This window comes from Teichococcus deserti (assembly GCF_001982615.1).
Lineage (GTDB): Bacteria > Pseudomonadota > Alphaproteobacteria > Acetobacterales > Acetobacteraceae > Pseudoroseomonas > Pseudoroseomonas deserti.
This window is the reverse complement of the sequence record NZ_MLCO01000556.1, coordinates 1-435: the sequence shown is the minus strand read 5'-3', so window position 1 is coordinate 435 and position 435 is coordinate 1. Positions and strand designations below refer to the sequence as shown.

1 protein-coding gene is annotated in these 435 nt (G+C 69.0%); it reads right to left on the bottom strand.

Annotated elements, in window-relative coordinates; genetic code table 11:
• Window positions 1-94 precede the first annotated feature (94 nt).
• Window positions 95-435, bottom strand: a 341-nt coding sequence (locus BKE38_RS30030; RefSeq protein WP_242662633.1) for a LysR substrate-binding domain-containing protein, incomplete at its 5' end; no start/stop codon positions are given.

Below are 435 nucleotides of genomic sequence, written 5' to 3'. Positions count from 1 at the left end.
AGGTCGGGGGAATGAATTCCCCCGAACCCCCTTCTTTTTTCTGGCACATAGCAGCGCAAGCCATACCGGAACGACAGAAGCCCAAGCACCTGATTCAACCGCCCGAAATCGCGGCGGCGATCGCGGGGGCCATGCTGCGGAACTCCGCGGCCCGCGGCGAATGGGCGCGCCAGGCCAGGCCAAGCCCACGCGTCTGCGGCGAATCCAGAGGCTTCAACAAGACAGAAGCGCCAGCCAGCACGCCGCCCTCGACCGCGAGTCGGGGCAGCAGCGTCACGCCAAGGCCCCCCGCCACCATCTGCACCAGCGTGTGCAGGCTGGTGGCGGCGAAGCTGTCGCTGCTGACCGAGGCCTGCAGCCCGCAGGCCGCCAGCGTGTGGTCGCGCAGGCAATGCCCGTCCTCCAGCAGCAGCATCCGCTCGCTGGCCAGCGCCG